The organism is Neobacillus sp. S1115 (genome assembly GCF_055385565.1).
Genome location: NZ_AP038275.1, coordinates 3414461 through 3430396, shown reverse-complemented (window position 1 = coordinate 3430396; position 15936 = coordinate 3414461). Strand labels below are relative to the sequence as shown.

15 protein-coding genes and 1 riboswitch are annotated in these 15936 nt (G+C 41.6%); all 15 genes read left to right on the top strand.

The window, feature by feature from the left end; all coding sequences use genetic code 11:
• Window position 1: 1 nt before the first annotated feature.
• Window positions 2-2191, top strand: coding sequence for a hydantoinase B/oxoprolinase family protein (locus tag ACZ5B7_RS16595; RefSeq protein WP_423798118.1), 2190 nt, complete (start codon window positions 2-4; stop codon window positions 2189-2191).
• Window positions 2192-2439: 248 nt separating this feature from the next.
• Window positions 2440-2629: riboswitch (cobalamin riboswitch) on the top strand.
• 168 nt (window positions 2630-2797) lie between these two features.
• Window positions 2798-3778, top strand: coding sequence for an ABC transporter substrate-binding protein (locus ACZ5B7_RS16590; RefSeq protein ID WP_464490165.1), 981 nt, complete (start codon window positions 2798-2800; stop codon window positions 3776-3778).
• Window positions 3775-4815, top strand: coding sequence for a FecCD family ABC transporter permease (locus ACZ5B7_RS16585; protein ID WP_464490164.1), 1041 nt, complete (start codon window positions 3775-3777; stop codon window positions 4813-4815). Before ACZ5B7_RS16590 ends, ACZ5B7_RS16585 begins: the two co-directional genes overlap by 4 nt.
• Window positions 4816-4818: 3 nt before the next feature.
• The gene (locus tag ACZ5B7_RS16580) at window positions 4819-5655 is read left to right on the top strand and encodes a heme ABC transporter ATP-binding protein (protein WP_464490163.1); all 837 of its coding nucleotides are present in this window, start codon (window positions 4819-4821) and stop codon (window positions 5653-5655) included.
• Window positions 5656-5950: 295 nt separating this feature from the next.
• Window positions 5951-6781 (top strand): cobalamin-binding protein, encoded by an 831-nt coding sequence (locus ACZ5B7_RS16575; protein WP_464490162.1) that lies wholly within the window; start codon window positions 5951-5953, stop codon window positions 6779-6781.
• Complete coding sequence (locus ACZ5B7_RS16570; RefSeq protein ID WP_464490161.1) at window positions 6760-8148, top strand: cobyrinate a,c-diamide synthase; 1389 nt, start codon at window positions 6760-6762, stop codon at window positions 8146-8148. The genes ACZ5B7_RS16575 and ACZ5B7_RS16570 overlap by 22 nt, the downstream gene beginning before the upstream one ends.
• Window positions 8145-9188, top strand: a complete 1044-nt coding sequence (gene cobT, locus ACZ5B7_RS16565) for a nicotinate-nucleotide--dimethylbenzimidazole phosphoribosyltransferase (RefSeq protein ID WP_464490160.1) — start codon at window positions 8145-8147, stop codon at window positions 9186-9188. The genes ACZ5B7_RS16570 and cobT overlap by 4 nt, the downstream gene beginning before the upstream one ends.
• Window positions 9189-9217: 29 nt before the next feature.
• On the top strand, window positions 9218-9769 hold the full coding sequence (gene cobO / locus ACZ5B7_RS16560) for a cob(I)yrinic acid a,c-diamide adenosyltransferase (RefSeq protein ID WP_464490159.1): 552 nt from the start codon (window positions 9218-9220) through the stop codon (window positions 9767-9769).
• A gap of 33 nt (window positions 9770-9802) precedes the next feature.
• Entirely contained in the window at window positions 9803-11317 is a 1515-nt protein-coding gene (locus tag ACZ5B7_RS16555; protein WP_464490158.1) for a cobyric acid synthase, read from the top strand.
• Entirely contained in the window at window positions 11311-12282 is a 972-nt protein-coding gene (gene cbiB / locus ACZ5B7_RS16550; RefSeq protein ID WP_464490157.1) for an adenosylcobinamide-phosphate synthase CbiB, read from the top strand. The genes ACZ5B7_RS16555 and cbiB overlap by 7 nt, the downstream gene beginning before the upstream one ends.
• Window positions 12283-12295: 13 nt before the next feature.
• The gene (gene cobD, locus ACZ5B7_RS16545; protein WP_464490156.1) at window positions 12296-13384 is read left to right on the top strand and encodes a threonine-phosphate decarboxylase CobD; all 1089 of its coding nucleotides are present in this window, start codon (window positions 12296-12298) and stop codon (window positions 13382-13384) included.
• Window positions 13381-13929, top strand: coding sequence for a bifunctional adenosylcobinamide kinase/adenosylcobinamide-phosphate guanylyltransferase (locus tag ACZ5B7_RS16540; RefSeq protein WP_464490155.1), 549 nt, complete (start codon window positions 13381-13383; stop codon window positions 13927-13929). Before cobD ends, ACZ5B7_RS16540 begins: the two co-directional genes overlap by 4 nt.
• Entirely contained in the window at window positions 13929-14687 is a 759-nt protein-coding gene (gene cobS / locus ACZ5B7_RS16535) for an adenosylcobinamide-GDP ribazoletransferase (protein ID WP_464490154.1), read from the top strand. The genes ACZ5B7_RS16540 and cobS overlap by 1 nt, the downstream gene beginning before the upstream one ends.
• The gene (locus tag ACZ5B7_RS16530; RefSeq protein WP_464490153.1) at window positions 14639-15265 is read left to right on the top strand and encodes a histidine phosphatase family protein; all 627 of its coding nucleotides are present in this window, start codon (window positions 14639-14641) and stop codon (window positions 15263-15265) included. Before cobS ends, ACZ5B7_RS16530 begins: the two co-directional genes overlap by 49 nt.
• Window positions 15220-15648, top strand: a complete 429-nt coding sequence (locus tag ACZ5B7_RS16525; protein WP_464490152.1) for a bifunctional adenosylcobinamide kinase/adenosylcobinamide-phosphate guanylyltransferase — start codon at window positions 15220-15222, stop codon at window positions 15646-15648. The genes ACZ5B7_RS16530 and ACZ5B7_RS16525 overlap by 46 nt, the downstream gene beginning before the upstream one ends.
• Window positions 15649-15936 lie beyond the last annotated feature (288 nt).

Below are 15936 nucleotides of genomic sequence, written 5' to 3'. Positions count from 1 at the left end.
TATGGCAATGGAAAAAGTCCAACCACAAAAAGAGTTTGATGCATTTACCGCCCAGGTGATTCAATCACGGTTGAAAAGTGTTGTGGAAGAGATGGCTACCACACTATTGCGGACTTCCGGTTCTCCAGTCTTAACGGAGGCGCAGGATTTTTCCACAGCTGTCTTTGATGTGAATGGTGAACATATTGCTTTTTCCGGTTACGTTGTAGCCCATATTGGTTCTTCGTTAATTGGCGTACAAGCCGTCTTAAGGGAATATGAGCTCGAGGATATTCATCCGGGGGACGCCTTTATTTGTAATGATGTTTATTCCGCCGGGGCTATTCACCAAGGGGATGTTGGGATTATCTCACCGATTTTTTATCAGGATGAATTGGTCGGATGGTCATTTTCTAACGCTCACGTTCTCGATGTTGGCGGAATGTCGCCAGGTGGCTGGGCGCCTGCAGCTTATGATGTATATAGTGAAGCGATCAGCTTCCCTGCTGTTCGGATTATGGAAAGAGGAAGAATGAATCGGGATATCCAAAGGATCCTGATGAACAATGTTCGCCTTCCAATCCCTGTCATTAATGATGTGAAAAGTTTAATCGCCGCCAATATTACCGCCGAACGAAGGGTTAATGCGCTGATCGATAAATACGGTTTAGAGGATTACAAGCGGTATTGTGAAATTAACAAGGATTTAGCCGAACAAACGATTCGCAAACGCATCCGGGATATTCCAAATGGAGTTTATCACACAAAAGAATGGGTGGAGTACGATGGCCATGGAGCGGATAATCTCTATCCGGTGGAATGTAAATTAACAGTGGAAGAAGATCACCTCCATGTTGATTTAAGTGGATCCTCCCCACAGGCAGATGGGTTTATCAATGCGGGACCAGGTGCTATTTATGGAGGTTTGTATGGCGTCATTGCGATGACCATTGGCTGTGATATTCCGGTCAATGCAGGAATGTTGCGACCGCTCACAATTGAACTCGGACCGCCTGGAACGATTGTAAACCCTGTGATCCCGGCTCCTGTTTCGTGCGGGCACATGGAAACAACAGGAAAAGCGGGTAAAGCTTTTTACGAGGGAATTTTTAAAGCGTTGCAGCTCAGCGAAAATCCTTGGCTGAGGAACCGGGTTGCTGCGATTGGTCACAACAATTGGCCGGGGAATTCTTGGGTCGGGTTGGATCAATATGGCCAGTATACAGCGTTTCCTGCATTTGATTGCGGTTCTGGCGGTGTGGGTGCCCAGGCTACCTGCGATGGACTGGATATTGGCGCATTTGAAATGCAGCAGAATAATGGAATTCCTGATGTGGAAACAAATGAAGGGCTGTACCCGATGTTTTATTTTTACCGAAAAATTAACGTGAATTCCGGAGGTCCCGGATATCATCGCGGCGGTCAGGGAATGGATTATGCCTGGATGCCGTACAACAATCAAGGATTACTCGGTACCATTGAAAACGCCTGTGCCGAAATGCCTGCACATGGCACTCTGGGCGGATACCCGGGTGGAACGAGTTCCTTTAATAAGATTGATGAATTTGATATCAACCAGTTCATTGCCGAACATGGACGTCTGCCAATTCCTAATGAGCTTACCAATTATACGACCCTTCCCAACCATATTGCCGGAATGCCTCTTGGTCCAAAGGCAGTGTTTAAGCAAGTGACAGGCGGTGGGGCCGGAATCGGAGATCCGTTATTGCGTCCGATTGAAAAGGTGGAAAAAGATTTACAGGATGGATATATTACCCCTGATCTGGCTGAAAAAGCGTATGGAGTAATCTGGAATGCATCTGAACGAAGAGTTGACTTAGAGGCAAGCCATGAAAAACGCCGCTCCATTCGTCGTGACCGGATCGGCCGAAATCCTGAAGTTGAGGTCTCTGAACAGGAGAAATTAAAGGTTCCGTTAAAATTTGTCAATAAAGCAGGCAAAAAATTAGTTTCTTGTAACTTCTGCGATCATGAACTGTCCGAAAGCAATATGAACTGGAAGGAAGGAGCCGTACAGCGAAAAGCTGATTTAGTGGAAACAATGTCTGAACTGGGGATTTATGTCCAGCCCAGGGAATCTGGGAAGGCTGAACTACACGAAGCAATTTGTCCTTCCTGCGGCACCTTGCTGCAATCAGACGTGTTAACGGAAGATGTTAAAGAATTTAACGATTATGTCCTCACAAACTAATCATTAGATAGACACGACAAACTGAGTTCAGCTTACTGGACTCAGTTTGTCGTTATTTCCTAAATCAATAATTATATTATGTTAATTTAATGAGGAATATCTTTTCCTAAATCGATGATAGAAGGAAGTAAATATGCCCCCCTTTCTTAATTAGTAAGCATGGTCTTTTCCTTTATCCCTAAACCAAATATTTGCTAATCATGAAGTATTTGCTATAATACTAGTTGAGTAATTTGCTTGACCAATTGAATCTGACATAGCTAGTAGGTGCCTTATCATTGGATAAGGTTAAAAGGGAAGCCGGTGTGAATCCGGCGCGGTCCCGCCACTGTTATTCGGGGATAACCTCGCAGTACCACTGTTCCAGTTAAGGAATGGGAAGGAGAGGAAGTCATGTTACCCGTAAGCCAGGAAACCTGCCTATTAAGCTTGCCAACGAAATCCTTCGCGGAAAAGGATCGGCATAATCAGTATAAATATGTTTATTTTTTCTGATTTTCGCGCGCCCTGTTTCCGAATGGAAGCAGGGCTTTTTCGTTGTTATGGGAAAGACTTCAAGATATCAAGCTCATCTCGAACTATTAACGAAGGGAAGAGAATTGAGTAATGAGAAAGTTTTTGGCATTAATTTTGACTGTATTAATGATGGTGACGATCAGCGCATGTGGGACAACAAAAGAATCTTCAGGTGCAGATAAAAACCGAAAATCCGAAACAGCAACGAAGGAGGTAACAGACAAAGCAACCGTTTATCCGCTTACAGTGAAGGATGCAACGGGTACTGAAATAACTTTTGATAAGGCGCCGGAACGCATTGTTTCCACCTCTCCTTCGGAGACAGAAATTCTTTTCGCTCTAGGCCTGGGCGATAAAATTTACGGTGTATCTGATTTTGATGATTACCCTAAAGAAGCAACGACAAAGCCAAAAGTAGGCGGGGTGACAAAGCCAAATGAGGAAGCCATTATGGCGGCTAATCCGGATTTAGTAATCGGTGGCATCTCAATGAAAAATGATATTGCTGAGAAATTTCGTGGTTTAGACCTTAAGTTATATAAAACTGAGCCGAAAAAGCTGGAGGATATTTTAAATAATATTATCCAAATTGGTATCATTACAGATACTCAAGAAAAAGCAGAAGAACTCGTGGCACAAATGAAGGATGATATTCGCACAGTAACAGAAGCTGCTGCAAAAATTAAGGAAGAAGATAAGAAAAAAGTCTATATTGAATTTTCTCCAGGCTGGACGGTTGGCAAGGGTGAATTTATGGATGAGCTGATTACGATGGCTGGCGGTGTTAACATTGCCTCAGATATGAAAGGCTGGAATGCAATTAACGAAGAGAAGATCATTCAGGATAACCCGGATGTCATTCTGTATTCCGCAAATGTTGTTGATGATAAGTCTGGCAAACCGTTAGAGGAATTAATTAAATCTAGAAGCGGCTGGGATAAGATTACAGCCATTCAAGAAGGTCGCCTTACGGGGATCGAAGGAAATATTATGTCCAGACCCGGACCAAGAATAACAGATGCACTGAAGCAAATTGCCGAAGCCATTTATCCGGAATCGTTTAAGAAATGAAAAGAAGATTAGCGATATGGGGGGGAGCGGGTTTCGTTCTCCTTCTTTTCTCAGGGGTTATTAGTTTATCGCTTGGTTCTGCTAATTTGCCGCTTTCGCAAGTTTGGGGAATTCTCTTACACCAGCTGCCTTTTTTACATAGTCTCATAGATTCCAACTGGCCTGAATCAGCTGAGCAAATCATCTTAAAAGTTCGATTGCCACGGGTTTTTCTTGCCATTCTTGTTGGAGCGTGCTTATCACTTGCTGGTGCTGGCTTTCAAGGGGTGTTACGCAACCCGTTAGCTGATCCCTATACATTAGGGGTAGCATCTGGGTCGGCGGTAGGTGCTGCTTTCATCATTTTATTCGGTTTTCATACTAGTTTATTTGGTATTTGGACGATACCATTGGTTGCATTTGTGACAGGGCTGATTAGTTTGCTTGTTGTCCTCCGTTTAGCAAATGTACATGGAAAGTTTAAACTAGAAACCATCATTTTATCTGGGGTTGTCGTTTCTGCTTTTCTTGGGTCACTTGTTTCCTTTATGGTGTCACTGTCCGATCAAGTGGTGAATGAAATCGTCTTTTGGCTGATGGGGAGTTTAGCCTTAAGAGGTTGGTCATTTACCTTTGTACTCATGCCTTATTTAGCAATTGGGATAGTGGTGTTGATGTCATATGGACGTACATTAAATTTATTTGCATTAGGAGAGCGGCAGGCAGCACATTTGGGTGTCAACATTAAACGGACACGGCTCGTTGTGTTGGTCGTTTCCACCTTAATCACTTCTGCTGCAGTGTCAATCGTAGGAACGATTGGTTTTGTCGGACTTGTCGTTCCACACTTAGTGCGTCTTATCGTTGGGCCGGATTACCGATTATTACTGCCGTTGTCGGTGATTTTCGGTGCAATATATGTCCTTTGGGCAGATACGTTTGCCCGTACATTACTTAGCCCAACGGAGATTCCGCTCGGGGTTGTGACCGCATTTCTTGGCGCTCCATTCTTTGCGTACTTACTTCGTAGAAGCAAGCAAATGACAGGGGGAAGTTGATGGATGCTTATTGAAGTGGAAAGCTTAAGTAAACGTTTTGATAACCAGTCTGTGCTTGATGAAATTAGTTTTTCTGTCAAACGTGGAGAATGCCTGGGGATCATTGGACCAAACGGAAGCGGCAAGTCTACATTGATAAAGCTATTGTCGGGAGTGGATAGTCCGACGGCCGGAAAAATTGAATTAAATGGAAAACTGATTGAACAATATACCCGCAAGGAGCTAGCCAAATGGTTGGCGGTTTTGCAGCAGGAATCTCTACCTCCAATTGGATTTACAGTAAGAGAGGTTATAGAAATGGGCCGGTTTCCTTTTCAAAATTGGCTAGGAGAAGAAAAAACAGAGATTGAACCACTAATCGATTCCATTATAGAGAAAATGGGGTTAACTAAGTTAAGTGATCGCCACCTAGAAAGCCTAAGCGGCGGGGAGCGGCAGCGAGTGGCTCTTGGAAAGACGATGGCACAGCAGCCAAAGCTGCTGATGCTTGATGAACCGACCACCTATCTCGATATTGGTCATCAAGTACTTTTAATGGATCGGATTCGAGAATGGCAGCAAGAAGATGATATGACCGTAATCGCGGTTCTGCATGATTTAAATCTAGCTGCACTATATTGTGATCGTTTGCTACTGTTACATAATGGGAGACTAGTAGCGGCTGGAGCTCCAAAGCATATCATTCGAGCAGATTTGATTCAACAAGTTTACGGTACTACACCAATTGTAATGGAGCACCCCGTTTGTGGTGTACCACAAATCATCCTTCAAGGAGAAAGTATAGCTGAGCGTACAATTCCTATGAAGATAAGAGAGGTAAAGAAGGTAATCCTGCAATAACGGACAGCTGAAAATATAAAATCATTTTTCTAATAGATTTGGTGCAGCTGTTGTATTTAAAGTTTTTTTCTAAAAAATGGTTGCTTTTTTGATTCGCTAATAGAACATCGACATTCGCTAATAAAATAGTAAAATTCGCTAATAGAACCTAAAGATTCGCTAATAGGACGCCGCAATCCGCTAATAGAGGGTAATTTTATTCCGGAATCAGAACTGTTTAGAGTTAAAACTCACTTAATAACAACAAAATTTACGAAATCTGCCTATTTAAATAAAGAGAAGAGGTTAAATTCTGATGAGAATTGTATCGTTATGCCCAAGTAATACCGAGATTCTTGGGTTTATGGGATTGACATCAAAGATCGTCGGTGTTGATAACTATTCGGACTGGCCTGTGGAGGTAAATGGTTTACCTAGGCTCGGTTCCGATTTGGAGATCGACATGGATGCTGTTGAAGCGCTTCAGCCGGATTTAGTTCTTGCATCATTGACGGTTCCTGGCATGGAAAAGAACATTGCCGGCTTAAAGGAGAGGGGATTACCTTTTATCACACTTAATCCAAAGAGCCTATCTGATATCGGGGATAATATGATTGAGTTGGGGAATGCAACGGGACAAGACAAGATTGCACAGGAGGCCTGCCATAAGTACTGTACATTTTTGGAGAAGTTAAAGGAATTTGGACGGAAGATAGAGGAACGGCCACTGTTGTATTGGGAATGGTGGCCAAAACCGGTATTTACTCCGGGTGGTACGAATTGGTTAACAGAAATTAGCGATTTGGCTGGCGGGCGCAATGTATTCGCAGATGATGAGCGGGCCAGTGTCAAGACTGATTGGGAGGATGTACGAAAGCGTAATCCTGATTATATATTGCTGGCATGGGTTGGTGTGATGGAAAAACAAGTCAAACCAGAATTGCTAAAAAAACGGCCAGATTGGCCAGAGATGAAGGCGATCAAAGAAAATCGGGTATTAGTGATGGAGGAGTCGCTATATTGCAGGCCGTCTCCCCGACTCTTGCTTGGTATTCAAAAATTAGGTGCCCAGCTTCATCCGAATTTATTTCCCGCATATGATCAGCGGAAAGCGGAGGAATGGCTATGTCCATCAATAGAATTGTAGTTGCAGGTACGGGAAGCGGTGTTGGTAAAACAACACTGACAATTGGTTTAATGGCAGCGTTAATAAAGCGCGGTCTAACGGTTCAAGGATTTAAATGCGGTCCTGACTATATTGACCCTTCTTATCATACAGCTGTCACCAATCGAGTTTCTCGTAATTTAGACACTTGGATGCTTACCCATGATCGAGTTTTGGATATTTTCACGCATGGAAGTCGGGAAGCTGATATTTCGATTATAGAAGGAGTGATGGGGTTTTTTGATGGGAAAAGTCCGGAAACCAATGAAGGCAGTACGGCAGAGATCAGTATCATAACCAAAAGTCCTGTATTGCTCGTTGTTAATTGTGAAAGTATGGCCCGAAGTGCAGCAGCGATCGTGAAGGGGTTTCAAATGTTTGCAGAAGGGCCCAAGATTGCAGCAGTAATTGCCAACAAAGTTGGGAGCGAAGGTCATTTTCAGCTTGTCAAAAAGGCGATTGAACAAGAATGTCATGTTCCTGTGATCGGCTATTTGAAACGAGAGCTAGACATTGAAATTCCAGAAAGACATCTTGGACTTATTCCTTCTATTGAACGAGGAGAACTTACTCCATTTTTCGATCAATTAGGAGACTTGATTTTAGAGACGATTGATATTGACAAACTGTTTGAATTAGCTGTTGCTGAGCCGCTAACTGTAAGTGAAGAAACCTCCATGTTTGAACAGAAGAAAGAAAAGATCATGAAAATGGCAGTTGCAAAGGATGAAGCCTTTAATTTCTATTATCCTGAGAATCTAGAAATGTTGGAAGCGAATGGTGTAGAGATTGTTTATTTTTCTCCATTGGCTAATGAAGAACTGCCAAAAGATGTGGATGGCCTTTATATAGGAGGAGGCTTCCCAGAGGAATTCGCTCATTTGCTGGAATGTAATCTGAAAACAATGGATTCTATCAAAAATTCAATTGAAGCAGGATTACCGACTCTTGCTGAATGTGGCGGGTTCATGTATTTAACCGAGTCCATCGAAACGACGGAAAAGAAGAAGTATCAAATGATTGGGGTAATCCCAGGTAAGGTACAAATGAAAACATCTTTGCAAGCTTTAGGGTACAGAGAGATTAGTGGTTTGAAAGACAACTTTATTCTAAAAAACCAAAAAGCAAGAGGGCATGAATTTCATTATTCCTCCTTTTTGCCTAACGAAGAGAAGCTCCCACATGCCTATGAAACGAAAGGGATGCGGGGTGTAAGCGAGGAAGGATATCTACAGCACAATTTAGTAGCTGGCTACACCCATTTTCACTTTGGCTCCAATCCAGCGCTGGTTGAGAATTGGATTGAAAAATGTTTGGAGTATAAAGCTAGTAAGGGGAGAATAGGATGAAGCAACTTTTCGAATCAATTCCAAAAGTTAACAAGGAAATGGGAAGACAGGTTAGTGAATATATTAATACGTTGACAAAGCCAATCGGAAGCCTTGGGAGGCTGGAGGAATTGGCGATTGAACTAGCAGAAATGAAAAATGAAGCATTTCCAAGTGTGACACCACCTGGAGTCCTGGTTTTTGCAGCGGATCATGGAATTACTGACGAAGGTGTTTCTGCCTATCCGCAAGCCGTGACAGAGCAAATGGTTCGGAATTTTTTAAACGGTGGTGCAGCGATCAATGTCTTTAGTAGACAAATAGGTGCCTTACTTGAGGTAATCGACATTGGAGTAGCAAACGATATTGAACATGAGAGTCTGATAAATAAAAAGATTCGTTATGGTACTGCCAATTTTTATCGTGAGGATGCGATGAGCCGTGAAGAAGCTGAACAAGCAATTGAAGTAGGCTATCATCAAGGCTTACAAATCATCAAAAGAGGGGCACAGTGTCTCATACTCGGCGAGATGGGTATAGGAAATACGACTTCAAGCAGTGCAATCTTAGCTGTATTAAGCAGTAGAGATATTTCTTTACTAGTTGGTAAAGGGACTGGAATTTCAGATGAAACCTTATTACATAAAACCGAAATTATTAAACAGGCACTTGAAAGAAGGAACCCTAATCCAAATGATCCGATCGATCTCATTGCTAAAGTAGGAGGACTAGAGATAGCTGGAATAGCAGGTGCAATGCTTGCAGCGGCGAGCAAAAGAGTACCGATTCTTGTAGATGGATTTATTTGTACCGTTGCAGCTTTAGTTGCGAAATCAATCTCTCCAGGTGTTGCTGACTATATGATTGTCACGCATCAATCCATTGAACCTGGTCATCAAATCGCCCTTTCACTATTAGGAAAGAAGCCCATTATTGATTTAGGACTAAGACTTGGGGAAGGAACAGGAGCAGCCATTGCACATTCGATTATCCAATCGGCTGCATTAATGCTAAAAGAAATGGCAACCTTTGACTCGGCTGGAATTTCAAAGAATGACTAATGAAGTCTTAACAAAACTAGGAGGCCAACATGGAACAAGTTAACAAAAAGAAGCAAGGCTTAACACTTGTGTACACAGGTCACGGTAAAGGAAAAACGACAGCAGCTATAGGTTTAACCGTACGAGCAGTTGGTAGAGGGTTAAAAGTAAAGATTTATCAATTTATAAAATCACCAGAGCGTTCGTACGGGGAACAAATTGCCTTACGTAAGCTTGGGGTTGAGATGGAACAGCTAGGAAGAGGATTCACATGGACAAAAACCCCTGAGGAGCACAGAGAAGCGTTAAGGACAGGTTGGGCAAAGGCAAAGGAAACAGTTATTAGCGGAGAATATGATTTAGTGATTTTAGATGAAATAAACAATGCGTTAGCCATTGATACATTTCCTATTGAAGATGTTTTACCACTAAATGAAGTGATGAATCTAATAAAAAATAGACCGTCCCATGTTCATCTCGTTTTGACAGGAAGAGATGCCAAGCAGGAAATTAGAGATATCGCTGATCTAGTTTCTGTTATTGAAGTGGAAAAACATTACTACGATGAGGGCATACCAGCTGTAAAAGGGATTGAATTTTAAAGGGCAAGACCCAAAATGGAGGAGTGAATGCTTATGGGGAAAGCTGTTCCTTTAATGATTCAAGGTACTCATTCAGATGCTGGCAAAAGTGCGCTAGTTACCGCTTTATGCCGGATATTTGTTCAGGATGGTTTTAAAACAGCCCCTTTTAAATCACAGAACATGGCTTTAAATTCTTATATTACCTTTGATGGGAAAGAAATCGGCCGTGCACAGGGTGTGCAAGCAGAAGCAGCAGGCATTCTTGCAACAACGGATATGAATCCTATTTTGATTAAGCCAAGCGGTAGCTATGAATCACAAATTGTTGTTCATGGAATGCCATTTAAAAATATGAAGGCAGGAGAATATCGCCAGGACTTTTTTCAACAAGGCTTAGCATTAATTCGAGATTCATATGAGAAATTGTCTGTTTGTTATGACCGGATCGTTATTGAGGGAGCAGGCAGTCCTGCTGAGATTAATTTAAATGATCGGGAGCTTGTCAATATGCGGGTGGCCAAAATCGCTAACGCACCCGTGATTTTAGTTGGAGATATTGAAAAGGGTGGAGTATTTGCCAGTTTAGTAGGAACCCTGCAGCTGCTAGAAACGGAAGATCGAAATAGAGTCATTGGTGTCATCATCAATAAATTCAGAGGTGATGTATCATTACTGCAGCCGGGATTAACCTGGTTTGAAGAATATACTGGTGTTCCGATTTTAGGTGTTGTTCCCTATATCGATAACCTACTAATTGAAGCAGAGGATTCAGTTGTGTTAAACAACTATACTTCTAAACTCGATGCTACAAAGGAAATTGATATTGCGGTCATCCGTCATCCATTGATATCTAATTTTACTGATATCGATCCTTTTTTTGAGGAAAAGGATTGTCATGTTCGCTTTGTAAAAGCTGTAGAAGACTTAGGAGAACCGGATTTACTGATTTTGCCTGGGAGTAAAAATACCATTGAGGATATGATGGTTTTACACAGTACAGGACTAGCCAATCGGATCTTGGATTTAGCACAAAAGAATACGATGATTGTTGGCATTTGTGGTGGGTACCAAATGTTGGGAAATCGTATCGAAGATCCATACGAAGTTGAATCATCACATAAAAGTGTAGAGGGACTAGGGCTCCTTCCGATGCAAACCTCCATGACCACACATAAGACAACGGTTCATTCTGAAGGAATGGCCAGTTTTGGCGGAGAATGCATTCCAGTTGCGGGTTATGAGATTCATATGGGCGAATCGTACTTTGACGAAGAATGTGACCATTTTGTTCAGTTAGCTGACAGAAGGGAAGGAACGATAACAAAGGATAAACAAATTATCGGGACTTACTTTCATGGTATTTTCCATAATGATCGATTCCGTGAGGTTTTTCTAAATGAGATAAGGTTAAAGAAGGGATTAGAGCCTATCAATAACCGAGCCTCTTTTTCTCAAAAAAGAGAAGAAGGATTCGATGTATTAGCCAAGGTTGTGAGAGAAAATATCCAGTTAGATCGAATTAATAAGCTAATAACGGACTTTCAAAAGGAATCGAAAAGATGTTAATGGGATATGAGCCAACCATTATATTCTGCACGATTTTATTTGCAGCGATTGTATTAGATTTGTTGATGGGTGATCCTAGGTGGCTTCCGCATCCTGTTGTACTAATGGGAAAATTAATCACATTGTTAGAAAAGAGCTGGAATAGTGGCGAAGGCAGAGTCTGGAAGGGGATATCCCTTACCGCAACAGTTGTTCTACTCGTTTTTTTCATTTCCTTATTTCTCGTCTTTGCTGCCTATCAAATCCATCCATTTGTTGGTGTTTTTGTACAGATCTATCTTATTTCCACTTCGATTGCGATAAAAGGTCTTTCGTCTGCTGCAAAAGAAGTCCTAGTTCCTTTAGTGAATGGAAATTTAGTAGAAGCAAGATTAAAGCTTAGTATGATCGTAGGTCGTGATACGGAAAGCTTACCGGAGAGTGAAATTGTTAGAGGAACTGTTGAAACTGTTGCTGAGAATACAGTCGATGGCATCACAGCGCCGTTATTTTGGGCCATCATTGGGGGAGCACCGCTTGCTATGGTGTACCGCGCCATCAATACATTAGATTCTATGGTTGGACATAAAGATGAGCGATTCAGGCAATTTGGATGGGCATCAGCCAAGCTTGACGATCTAGTTAACTGGATTCCTGCGAGACTAACAGCCCTTTCGATGTGGCTAGCCGCTTTTTTTATAAAAGGATCTAAAAAGAGAAATGGATGGAACATAACGTGGAGGGATGCAAGGAAACACCCCAGTCCAAATAGCGGCTGGTCAGAGGCAATGGCAGCGGGGTTAATCGGAATTCAGCTAGGTGGAATCAATTACTATCGGGGAAGAAAGTCAGTTCGTGCACAAATGGGAGATCCTTTAAGGAATTTGGTGCGCTCTGATATCGAACAAGCCATTCGATTGATGCATGGAGGATGGATTGTATTTTTTCTAATAGGTGTAAGCTTGCTCCTGTTCGTTAGATCGTGAAAATGAGGTGTAAATGATGAAATGGCCAAATCATGGCGGACAACCTGAAACTATAAAAAAACTTTTCCATATGGAAGACGATAAAACATTGCTCGATTTTAGCGCAAACTTAAACCCTTTAGGACCTCCTTCCTGGTTGCAAGATGCCTTACAAGATGGTTATAAGACGATCACAAGGTATCCGGACCAAACTTATTCGAATAGTACCGCTTCGGTTGCAAAGCATGAAGGTATAGACCAAGACATGGTCCTATTAACAAACGGGGGAGCAGAGGCGATTTTTTTAGTAGCAAAATATTTTGAAAATGGGAAAGCGCTCATTGCTCACCCTGCCTTCCTGGAATATGAAAGAGCCTGTCATCATTACCATATTGATGTGGAAGATATTTTAGTAGGTCATGAAAGTGGATTTACATTACCAGTTCAATTGATTCGACAAAAGTTTATCGAAAAAGATGTTATCTTTCTTTGCCGCCCAAATAACCCAACTGGGACGGTAATAGCTGAAGAAGATTTGCAGCTATTGTTAGAAGTGGGGAAAAAAACTGGTACCTATGTAGTAGTGGATGAAGCTTTTGTCGATTTTCTACCGACTTCCATTCCTACACTTACTCCATGGTTATCGTCTTACCCAAATTTAATATTATTACGTTCATTAACAAAAATGTATACCATCCCTGGGCTGAGGATCGGATATATAATGGCTCACCGAACTATCATAAATGTTTTGAAAAACGAACAAATTCCTTGGAGTATTAACTCCTTAGTAGATGCGTTAATTCCGAGATTACTTGAAGACCGTAGTTTTGTTGACAAAACAAGAGCATGGCTGCATGAGGAATCTCGAAATGTGTTTAAGAGATTAACTTCATTAGGGTTTTACCTTTCCCCATCACAAGTAAACTTTTATCTTTTGCGAGATCAGAAACAGCCGCAACGAACCGACGAGCTTTATCACTTTTTATTGGAGTGCGGAATATTGACGCGGCACACTCATAACTTTAAAGGACTAAAAGGTGAGTTCTTACGGATTGCCATCAGGTCAAACTTGGAAAATGAACGGTTACTAGCAGTCCTTCAAAAGTGGAGAAATGAGTCATGATCCTCTTTATTTCAGGTGGTGCTAGGTCGGGGAAAAGTCATTTAGCAGAGCAAACAGCTCTTTCGTTTTTTCAAAAAATGAAGGAGGAACATCAAAGAGGTTCTCTTTATTACATTGCGACAGCGAAAAAAAGTGATGATGAAATGGAGGAAAGGATTCGATTTCATCAGCAAGATCGCGGGAAGAAGTGGCAAACGGTTGAAGAGTCCTTTTACCTTGAACCGATTCTGTCACAATTTAAAAAAGGTGATGTTATTTTAATAGACTGTTTGACCATATGGTTAAGTAATGTCATGTTCGAGCTTGACCATAGCATGGAAAGGATAGAAGCCATTGTGAATTGCTGGTTATGTCTTGCACGTGAAAAGCAATTTCACCTTCTCATTGTTTCGAATGATGTGAATGAAGGAATTCCTTCCACTGATGAAGCTGTACAAAGATATATGTATACCTTACAGCGTCTCCATCAATCGATTGTGCAGCAATCAGACCTTGCCGCCCAGGTCCAGGCAGGGATTCCTATGTATTGGAAGGGAGAAATTTGATGAAGCAAATGTTCTTTGGATTTATACTTGCGGTTCAATTTCTAACACGAATTCCTCTTCCCATTGAATGTCCATGGACCAAACAGACAAGTAGATGGGCATTAAGGAGTTATCCGCTTGTCGGTGCAGTGCTGGGGTCTATCATCACGATCATTTTGTACATATTTCAATCTTATCTTCCTATACCGATCATGACATTGCTCATCGTTTCTTTATGGGTCTATCTCACTGGAGGATTACACTTAGATGGGTGGATGGATGTAGCAGATGCAGTAGGTTCAAATGCTCCCCTAGAGAAAAAATGGGAGATTATGAAAGACCCACATGTCGGAAGCTTTGGTATCATTTCACTTCTTTTTTTACTGGCATGGAAAACATTATTGATTTATTCGTTGATTGAATCTGGTCTTCTCCTGTATTCTTTTCTTTTTATCATGGCGTTTTCTCGTTTAGGAGCCGCTGTTTTAATGGTTTTTCTACCTACCGCTAAACAACATGGCTTGGCATGGGAGTGGCAGAAAAACGTAAATCGGCTTGATTGTTTGTATGCAGCAATCCCTGTATGTGTACTATTATTCTTCTTTCCTGACTTTCTATATTTACTTCCCGCCTTCATTGTCTTTATTGGCTTTTTTGGAGCTTGGATGAAACATACCTTTAAAGGGACGAATGGAGATTTATTAGGCACAGCGATTGAAGGAGGCGAATTATGGGGACTTGCAATCACATGGATGTATATCTCGTTCGTCATGGGATAACAAATTGGAATAAAGAGAAAAGGTATTTAGGCCATACTGACATCGGTGTAATAAGAAGTGGACTATCTCAGTTAAATAATCTACAAAAAGTGTTATCAGCATTAAACTTTGACCAAGTATTTACTAGTGATTTACGACGTTGTCAGGAAACTTTAGCCTATTTAAGCATTCCGTCACAGGTTTCAATTGATTGTAGATTAAGAGAAATTCATTTTGGCGACTGGGAAGGAAAGACCTATGACGAGCTAAAGAACCAAATCGCCTATCGAAACTGGCTAGTGGATTGGGAGGCCTATTCTATACCGAATGGAGAGTCAGCTGATACATTTAAATCTAGAATTGATTCCTTTTTTAATGAGTTATTTCAGCAAGCGATGGAAACTACTCCTGCTAAAATACTTGTTATGACCCATGGAGGTGTCATTCGCTATCTTGTTTCAAAATATGGATCCTCCAGGTCTTTTTGGGATCTTACCATTTCACATGGACATGGTATTCGATTAACATTTGAGCAACAGAAGGGGGAATGGGTATGCAGCTCGTTATTGGCGGTGCCTACTCAGGAAAAAGAAAAGTAGTCAAAGCAAATCATGGAACATGCAGCTGGGTATCTGCCTATGAGGGAGATAGTGTGGGAGATTGGGAGGCAAAATGGGAGAAAGGTTCAACGTTAGTAATGGAGGGCTGGGAAAAATGGATTGCGTCTGAGCTTCAGAATCGCGAAAACATTGACGAGATTCGAAGGGGATTTAAAACCGTTTTTAAGTCCCTCCTTCAGGAGGAGGAAAATAGAAAGAACAAAATAGTCCTTATCATGTTAGAGGTTGGAAAGGGGATTGTTCCTTTGCAAAAGGATGAAAGAATACTAAGGGATCTAGCTGGGTGGGTCGCACAGGATGCTGCAATTGTTTCTGATGAAGTGGATTTTGTTTGGAATGGATTAGTGAAGAGAGTCAAATAGTTATACGCTGAGATCCTATCAAGCTGGAGCGATACTTTTCTTGGGCTGCACGAGCAAAATAAGCCGCCTATTTTTACCGATTTGCTATTTTTCTAGCGCTCACGGGTAGAATAAGCCGCCTATTTTTACCGATTTGCTATTTTTCTAGCGCTCACGGGTAGAATAAGCTCCTTATTTTTACCGATTTGCTATTTTTCTAGCGCTCGTGGGCAGAATAAGCTGCTTATTTTTACCGATTTGCTATTTTTCTAGCGCTCACGGGTAGAATAAGCCGCCTATTTTACCGAT

Coding starts and splice junctions, on each gene's coding strand:
- ACZ5B7_RS16585 (WP_464490164.1), top strand. CDS start 3,775: ATGAAAAGAAGATTAGCGATATGGGGGGGAGCGGGTTTCGTTCTCCTT.
- ACZ5B7_RS16590 (WP_464490165.1), top strand. CDS start 2,798: ATGAGAAAGTTTTTGGCATTAATTTTGACTGTATTAATGATGGTGACG.
- ACZ5B7_RS16540 (WP_464490155.1), top strand. CDS start 13,381: ATGATCCTCTTTATTTCAGGTGGTGCTAGGTCGGGGAAAAGTCATTTA.
- cobO (WP_464490159.1), top strand. CDS start 9,218: ATGGAACAAGTTAACAAAAAGAAGCAAGGCTTAACACTTGTGTACACA.
- cbiB (WP_464490157.1), top strand. CDS start 11,311: ATGTTAATGGGATATGAGCCAACCATTATATTCTGCACGATTTTATTT.
- cobD (WP_464490156.1), top strand. CDS start 12,296: ATGATGAAATGGCCAAATCATGGCGGACAACCTGAAACTATAAAAAAA.
- ACZ5B7_RS16595 (WP_423798118.1), top strand. CDS start 2: ATGGCAATGGAAAAAGTCCAACCACAAAAAGAGTTTGATGCATTTACC.
- ACZ5B7_RS16575 (WP_464490162.1), top strand. CDS start 5,951: ATGAGAATTGTATCGTTATGCCCAAGTAATACCGAGATTCTTGGGTTT.
- cobT (WP_464490160.1), top strand. CDS start 8,145: ATGAAGCAACTTTTCGAATCAATTCCAAAAGTTAACAAGGAAATGGGA.
- ACZ5B7_RS16580 (WP_464490163.1), top strand. CDS start 4,819: ATGCTTATTGAAGTGGAAAGCTTAAGTAAACGTTTTGATAACCAGTCT.
- ACZ5B7_RS16570 (WP_464490161.1), top strand. CDS start 6,760: ATGTCCATCAATAGAATTGTAGTTGCAGGTACGGGAAGCGGTGTTGGT.
- cobS (WP_464490154.1), top strand. CDS start 13,929: ATGAAGCAAATGTTCTTTGGATTTATACTTGCGGTTCAATTTCTAACA.
- ACZ5B7_RS16530 (WP_464490153.1), top strand. CDS start 14,639: ATGGGGACTTGCAATCACATGGATGTATATCTCGTTCGTCATGGGATA.
- ACZ5B7_RS16555 (WP_464490158.1), top strand. CDS start 9,803: ATGGGGAAAGCTGTTCCTTTAATGATTCAAGGTACTCATTCAGATGCT.
- ACZ5B7_RS16525 (WP_464490152.1), top strand. CDS start 15,220: ATGCAGCTCGTTATTGGCGGTGCCTACTCAGGAAAAAGAAAAGTAGTC.